7 protein-coding genes are annotated in these 7,874 nt (G+C 33.3%); all 7 read left to right on the plus strand.

The window, feature by feature from the left end:
* Positions 1 to 139: 139 nt before the first annotated feature.
* From AB2369_RS09180 to AB2369_RS09210, 7 genes are read left to right on the plus strand one after another with little or no spacing between them, the layout of a single operon-like run.
* On the plus strand, positions 140 to 793 hold the full coding sequence (locus AB2369_RS09180; protein WP_367666183.1) for a hypothetical protein: 654 nt from the start codon (positions 140 to 142) through the stop codon (positions 791 to 793).
* Positions 794 to 803: 10 nt separating this feature from the next.
* A complete protein-coding gene (locus AB2369_RS09185) occupies positions 804 to 2,477 on the plus strand; it encodes a hypothetical protein (RefSeq protein WP_367666184.1) in 1,674 nt (557 codons plus the stop codon).
* A 21-nt stretch (positions 2,478 to 2,498) separates the two neighbouring features.
* Positions 2,499 to 4,694, plus strand: a complete 2,196-nt coding sequence (locus AB2369_RS09190; protein WP_367666185.1) for a hypothetical protein — start codon at positions 2,499 to 2,501, stop codon at positions 4,692 to 4,694.
* Between the two features lie 12 nt (positions 4,695 to 4,706).
* A complete protein-coding gene (locus AB2369_RS09195) occupies positions 4,707 to 5,891 on the plus strand; it encodes an XkdF-like putative serine protease domain-containing protein (RefSeq protein ID WP_367666186.1) in 1,185 nt (394 codons plus the stop codon).
* Positions 5,892 to 5,909: 18 nt separating this feature from the next.
* Complete coding sequence (locus AB2369_RS09200) at positions 5,910 to 6,284, plus strand: hypothetical protein (protein ID WP_367666187.1); 375 nt, start codon at positions 5,910 to 5,912, stop codon at positions 6,282 to 6,284.
* Positions 6,285 to 6,297: 13 nt separating this feature from the next.
* Entirely contained in the window at positions 6,298 to 7,341 is a 1,044-nt protein-coding gene (locus tag AB2369_RS09205) for a phage major capsid protein (protein WP_367666188.1), read from the plus strand.
* A 42-nt stretch (positions 7,342 to 7,383) separates the two neighbouring features.
* On the plus strand, positions 7,384 to 7,767 hold the full coding sequence (locus tag AB2369_RS09210; protein WP_367666189.1) for a hypothetical protein: 384 nt from the start codon (positions 7,384 to 7,386) through the stop codon (positions 7,765 to 7,767).
* Positions 7,768 to 7,874: the final 107 nt, after the last annotated feature.

The raw sequence follows: 7,874 nt of genomic DNA on the forward strand, positions 1-7,874 counted from the left end.
ACCATGCATCCAAATGTGCATAACATTTTAATTAAATTACCTGTCTACTTGACAAGGGTCAGTTCAATTAGGACTCTTTTTTTATACAAAAATAAAAAGTAACGTTAAATTTAATTACATAACGTTAGAGGGTGATAATGTGGCAAGACCTACTAAAATAGAGAAACATGGGTTGCAGGATAAAGTAATAAAATTAAGAAATAACGGTAAAACATATAACGATATCGTTATAACGTTAAAAGAAGAAGATAACTTTAAAATATCTGAAATGGCAGTTAAAAGGTTCCTGGATAAACATGAGGAAAAAGTTGACGATATGGCAGTAGAAGTTATCAAAGAAGATAAAAGAAGGGTAATGAAATCAGTAAATCATACCTATGATATTATACAGACACAATTAGACGTATCGAATAGGGTTCTAAATAAACTAGATGGAATAGAGAGCATATCTGAAATAGTAGAAGAGGTTAGTCAGACAGCAGTAAGGCTAATGAGGGATATGGGAGTGAGAATAACTCCAGAAGAATTTGCTTATAACATAGAAAAGGGTATATCGCAAAATATTAAAGACTATACAATGCTAACCAGAGAAGTAAGAGAGAACAATAAGTTCCTAGCTGATTTGAAGTCTAAGATATATGATTTTCAATTAATACAGGAGTTTATATCTATATTTGTTGATGAATTTGATAAACATGATCCAGTAACCACTCGAAAAGTATTAATGGAAATATCAAATAATACCAGAATGAGATGGATTGCAGAGGAACAGAGAAGGATACGAGGTGGATAGGTGATGTAGAGTGCTAATTGACATATTAAATGAGATAGAACAGAAAATAGATGCTGCAGAAAATAATCTAAATAAACTATCCCCTAGTGAATATATAGAAAAGTATCTATATATCAAGACTAAGGATAAAAAAGTTATACCGTTACCCATGAATCCGATTCAAAACCAGTATTGGAAAGAAAAAACTAATAGAGATATCATCTTAAAACCTAGGCAGCTAGGTTTTACTACTTTAAAGGTAGCCCAATATTTTGAAAGGATTATTAATGAGGAGAATGTAACTGCAGTAATAATAGCTCATAATGCAGACTCTACACAAAAGATATTCTCTACTGTTCAGTTAATGTATGAGAATTTACCAGAGGAAAAGAAGCTGGAACTCAATGATGGCAGCAATAAACCTAAGTATGGAAATAGGAAGGAGTACTTCTTTGTAGGGAATAATAGTAGAATTTCAGTTGGTACTGCTGGGAACACATCATTTGGCCGTGGGGACACAGTAAACTATTTACATTGTTCGGAGGTTGCCTTCTGGCCTAATCCAGAAGAATTAATGACAGGGTTGCTGCAGGCAGTTCCTTATGATGGAGAGGTATGCATTGAGACTACTGCTAATGGTGTAGGTAATTATTTCTATAGGACTTACTTTGAAGCTAAAGAAGGCCAAAGCAGGTTTACTAATCATTTCTATAGATGGTTTGATCATCCTGAATATAAACTAGAATTAGAGCCAGGAGAAAAGTTAGAACTTGACCAAGAAGAGCAGCAACTAGTGGATACATACAATCTAACACTAGAACAAATAAAATGGCGTAGATGGAAAGTATCGGAGATGCCTGATAAAGATGGTTTAAGTAAAGAGGATATGTTTAGGCAAGAGTATCCTGAGGACGAACAGTCTTGTTTCTTAACTAGTGGTAGACCTGTATTTGATATTAAGAAGTTAATGGCCATAAGAAAAAGGTTAGAAAAAGAAAGAGATAACTATACTGAATATACTATAGACCATGCTGCAGAAATTAGAGTAACAGAGAACGAATATGATGAAGAAGTAATAGTATTTGATGATTTTATCTATGAACAATATAAGGGCGAATTAAAAGTATATGAAGAACCTAGAGAAGATTTAGAATATGTAATAGGTTCAGACGTAGCAGAAGGAAAAGATGGCGGAGACTATTCTGTATCTATGGTAATAGAAAGAGAAACAGGTAGACAGGTGGCTGAGCTCCATGGTCACTGGGAACCTGATGTATTTGCTAAGAAAACTAAAAGACTTGGATTATATTACAATTATGCAGTTGAAGGGATAGAAAGAAATAACCATGGACATGCAGTATTAAATACATTGATTAACTATGATATTTATGAAAATCTATATCATCATGTTAAATATAATAGTGTAACTGGCCAAGAGGAAAAAGAACCAGGATTCCCTACTAATAAACAAACTAAACCTATTCTAATATCAGATCTCCAGGAAGGAATAAGAGAAGGATATTTAGATATTAGATCTATAGAATTAATAGATGAACTTATAACATTTGTTAACTTAGGTAATGGAAAGATGGGAGCACAAGAAGGCTGCCATGATGATAGGGTCATGGCCCTAGGTATTGCATTACAAGTAAGGAAAAATACCGTAGTAGATGAACCATTCTATGTATCATCATCAGAGAGATAATTATTTGAAGGAGGTGAGAGATTGGGATTGTTTGATTTTTTTAAAAAGAAAAAAGATGAACCAGTAACTGCAGTAGTGCAAACAAGAGACACCCTTAGTCATCCATTTAATGAATTAGATAAATATATTCCACTTAAGGTTGAATATAACCTATATAAATCTATGAGAGAGGCAGTACCAGTATTAGATACTGCTATAAATCGTATTGTTAGACTAGTAGGCACTTTTGATATTAAATGTGAAAGTGATAAGCAAGAGGAAGAGATAAGAGAATTCTTAAATAATGTAAAAGTAAATTCTAATCAAACAGGTATATATCCATTTGTAGAAAGTTATCTAGACCAATTAATAGAGTGTGGTAACTCTGCAGGAGAAATAATATTAAACAATGGTAAAAATGATATATATGCATTAAAGAATATTGATATTAGAACTATTAAATTAAAACAAACTGATAATCCATTGATACATCTAGTATGCCAAGAACAACCAGGAGAGATAGAGCCAGTAGTATTGCCATACCAAGACTTAATATTATTTACACCATTAGATCCAGAGGGGGATTCACCCTATGGTGTTTCTTTGTATAGATCAATGCCATTTATGGTAAGTATACTATTAAAAATATTTACTGCTACAGATTTAAACTGGGAGAGGTTTGGAAATCCAAGGTACTCAGTAACCTATATACCTACTAATGATAATATGGATGGGAAAAAGGTAAAAGAGAGAATAAAACTAATTGAAGATTCCTTTAATGAAACAATGAAGAATAATAAAAAAGGGAAAGTTAGTGACTTTATAGGAGTAGGGAATATAGGAATAAAGGTAATAGGAGCAGATAACCAGATACTAGATGCAGAGGTTCCAGTCAAACAGGTATTAGAGCAGTTAGTGGCTAAAACTGGACTACCTCCATTCTTACTAGGCCTTAGTTGGTCTACTACAGAAAGAATGTCTCAGCAACAAGCTGATTTCCTTACATCTGAATTAGATAACTATAGGGACGAAGTTACTCCTATGATCCAGTACATTATTGACATGTGGCAGACTATAACAGGTAAGAATATCCCTTATGAAATAGTATGGGATGAGATAAACCTTCAAGATGCAGTTGAAATGGCTAGGGCTGATTTATTTAAACAGCAAGCAAGGGGTAAAGAAATAGAAAATATTATAAGACTTAGAAATGAAAATATAATAGATCAGGATATTGCTGCAGAGGAACTAGGATATGAAGAACCAGTGGGAGAAGCTCCACCTAGATTTTCATTACTTCCACCAGAAGAAGGAGAAGAACAGGAAGAAGTGGATGGCCAAGAAGATAATAAGTCTATAGGTAATAATAAATCAAAGCATAATGATTGCAGTTGCAGCATAAGTAAAAGCCCATTTAATGCCCCACCTGAAGACCCTATTCAATTACAGATAGAACAGGACACATTAAAAGGTTATATGAAATGTGTCAATAGGCTAGAAAAGAAGGTATTGGACTTAATTCCAGCATTAGAAGAAAGTAACAAAGATAAAAGCAAGAGCTATATAAAGACTAAAGACCTTCCTGAATTTATTGAAGACAAAATTAAGGAGGCTATAAAGGACTTTGTAATTGAAATGATAGGTCAAGGTTCAGGAGATGAGGATATAGAAGGGTATGGTACCTATGGGCAATATCTATTACATGCCTTTGGTTATGGCACTATAAGGGGAAATGAAGTAATAAGGGAGGAGTTCCCAGAAGATGCATCAGAAAGAAATGAGGTTGTAGCTAACTATAGACATCCATATGTTCAAGAGTTATTGAGAAATGGCATGGAATTAGTTAATACTAAGGCTAAGGACAAGGAAGCTCAAGTAATAAATATAATGGCAGAACATGCTGCAGTAGGAGATAACCCTACAGAATGGGCTAGAGACTTAGAATATAGGTTAAAGAGGTCAATCTCAGGTGAAAGATGGTACTGGGAAAGACTTGCAAGGTCTGAATCTGCTATGGCTATTGATAGGGCAGAAATGGCAGAATATGAGGCAGAAGGGTTTTATCATTGTGAATGGGATGCAGCTCCTGATGCTTGTCATATATGTTTATCTTTAGATGGTCAAATGTGGGAGATAGAAGAAGCCCCTAAAGTTGTCGAAGATACTCACCCACATTGTAGATGCAGAAAGAAACCTAGAACTAAAAGGCAATATGATGAATATAAAGGTAATTCCTAAGGAGGTGAAACATTGGATAAGGAAAAAGATAACTTAAATCAACAAAAGTTTCATTTAAAGGCTATGGTATCGACTAAGCAAGTTGAAGATATAACAGATGATGATATGTCTTTAATAAATCAACATACTAGAAGGGAACTTACATCTGATGAAGTATATATCTATCCTATAGTTCTATGTGATAATGAGGCAGATAGAGATTATGAATATTTTACTAAAAAGGATTTAGATATATTATCTAATCTTTTTGTAGGTAAGACTTTTATACAAGACCACTCTTGGACTAGTGGAAACCAACACTCTAGAATTTTTAAAACAGAAGTAGTTAAAGTACCTGGTAAAACTGTAGAAGGTGAAACTAAACTAAAGGGTAGTCCGTATTATCAGTTAAAAGCTTGGGCCTATACTGTTAAGAAAGGCCATGAGGACCTTATAGAAAATATTGAAGCAGGGATACTTAAAGAAGTATCTGTAGGTTTTAGTATAAAAGATTTAGAGTGTGACATATGTGGTAATTCTTTTTATGATGGTGCTAACTGTAGCCATTGGCCAGGGAGAAGCTATAAGGTTAATGGTAAGGATATAGTTTGTTATCTCCGCATGAAGGAACCAAAGGAAGCCTATGAGGTTAGTTTTGTAGCAGTACCAGCTCAACCTGCAGCAGGAGTAGTAAAAGGTGTTAAATTAGAGAAATCAAGTAAAGAAAAACCAGGTGAAAAACATAAAAAGACCGAGAGGTCTATTTTTTATGCTCAAATTACTAAGAGAGGAGAAATGTCAATGAAACATTTAAAAGGATTAATTAGTAAAGCTAAGGCTGAAAAATCTGATGTAATTGAAATACCAGTTTCAGATTTAGAAAAAGATTTAGAGGTTTATGATGAAGCTATTGAAAAAGCAGAGGATGCTGAAAAAGAATTAAAGGAATTAAAGCCTAAGGCGGCCATGGGCGAACAGTATGTTGAAGATTTGAAGAAAGAATGTACTAGATTAGGTAAAATGGCAGAAGGTGAATCCTTCAATGAAGAAATGATGTCTAAGGTATTTGAAAAGTGCGATGTCGAGGAATTAAAGGAGTTTAAAAAGCAATATGAAAAGAAGGTGGATGAAAAATTTCCACCGGTACCACAAAGCAAAAATTATGATGATAGTAATAAAAAATCTACTACATCAGTAGACAATTCAAGCTTTAAATAATAAGGGAGGTATAATCGTATGTTGAAACCAGCAAGAGTTAATTTTAAAGGGTTTAATGAGTTAGTAGCTACATTTAAAACTGATGATTCGTTATCGGTAAAGGAAGAAGGTAAGTTGGTAAAATCAACATTAACAGACACTGTAGGTATTTGTGTTGATGGAGATCTATTTTTAGGTGAAATGCTAAAACATGAAGATAGGGGTACTTGTTCAGTTCGAATGGAAGGATATTTTGAACTAACATATTCAGGTACAGCCCCTGAGGTAGGATATCAAAAATTAGTATCTGATAAAGACGGAAACATTAAGTCGGCTGCAGCAGAAGCTGATGGAGTAGTAGCTAGAGTAGTAAGAGTAGATAAAACTAATAAACTAGTAGGTTTTTTTATATAAGGAGGTAATATAGATGGCATTTGATGATTTAAAATTAGAAAAAGGTATGTACCAAGATGCAGCAAAGGAAAGAAAATCCCTTACTCAAAAGTTAGAGGAATTAGATCCAACAGAAAATTATAAAGGTACAGAGCATGAAGGATTGGATGCGTTTCAGAGACAATTAAAGAGATTTGATATTAGAACTGCAGGAAGTGGCTCAGATGTAGTTTCTAAGTTCTATCAAACATATGAATCTACTTTATTATTCCCAGAGTACATTGATAGAACTATTAGGGAAGGTATGGAAGAAGGAAATGTGTTAAAAGATATCGTTGGTTCATCTACTAAAATAGATGCTATGCAATACACTGCAATCTATGCAGATGATATAAAAGATGAAGATATAGAACTAGATGATATAGCTGAAGGAGCAGAGTTCCCTGAAACTGAAATAAAACTTAGAAATCAAAACACTAAGTTTTATAAAAGAGGTAGATTGTTAAAAATCTCTTATGAAGCTTTAAAACTTATGAAGATAGATATGTTTGCCTTACATCTTAAAAAGCTGGGTGTAGGAATAGGTAAACAGCAATTAAGAGATGCATTATATACCCTTATCTATGGTGATGGAAATAGCAATGCAGCTAATGTTTTAACAGTAGGTACAGCACCTATAGGTGGAACATCTGGAAAACTAACTTATGATGAAATAGTAAAGTTTTACATGGAATTTAAAGAAGGCTATGATGTAAATACTGTATTAGCACCTAAGGACATATTAACAGCTATTTTATTAATGGAAGAATTTAAGGACCCACAAGCAGGATTTAACTTCCAAAAAACAGGTCAAATGGTTAATCCTATAGGCTCTAAGTGGTTAAGAGCAGATATATTGGAAGCAGGAACTATAGTAGCTTTAGATAAGAGATACTGCTTAGAAGAAGTTACTGTTGCTAATACCATGGTAGAATATGACAAGATTATTAATAGACAAATCGAAAGGGCTGCAGTATCTGAAATAATAGGATTTAATAAAATTTATAAAGATTCTGCTAAGATACTTAAATTAAAATAAGAGGTTTTATAACCTCTTGTTTTAGTTTTAAGGAGTGATTATATGATTGAAGTAAAGGTTGAAAGAGTAAGAAAGAAAGCAAGACTTGATGAAAGCTATGATAAAGATATTCAAGATACTATAGATGAAATGATACCTTATATTGAATCTAAGATAGATGAGGAATATCTAAATTCTGAGGATGCTTCTATTCAATCTATTATTAACTTAGGAGCTACTGAAATAATCATAGGCGAATTCATAAAAGAACAATCTAATGATGAAGATGATTCAGTATCTCTTGGAGTAGGTCCTATCAAAATTGGTGAGAATAGTTCATCTAAAAATAGAATGAGTAGAGCTAAGGATTTTGTCAATGATGGATGGGAGAAATTGAAGCCCTATCTTATCCAGGATGAAGATCCTTTTTATTTTGGGATTATGTAGGTGATGTTATGGTAGATTCTAATATTAAATATAAAAGAATATTTGATAAAAGAACAGATAAGTATGGTCAAAGCGCTATTCTTCATACTTATTCTCAAGGAGAAAGG

This window comes from Clostridium sp., assembly GCF_040797585.1.
GTDB lineage: Bacteria > Bacillota > Clostridia > Clostridiales > Clostridiaceae > Clostridium_Z.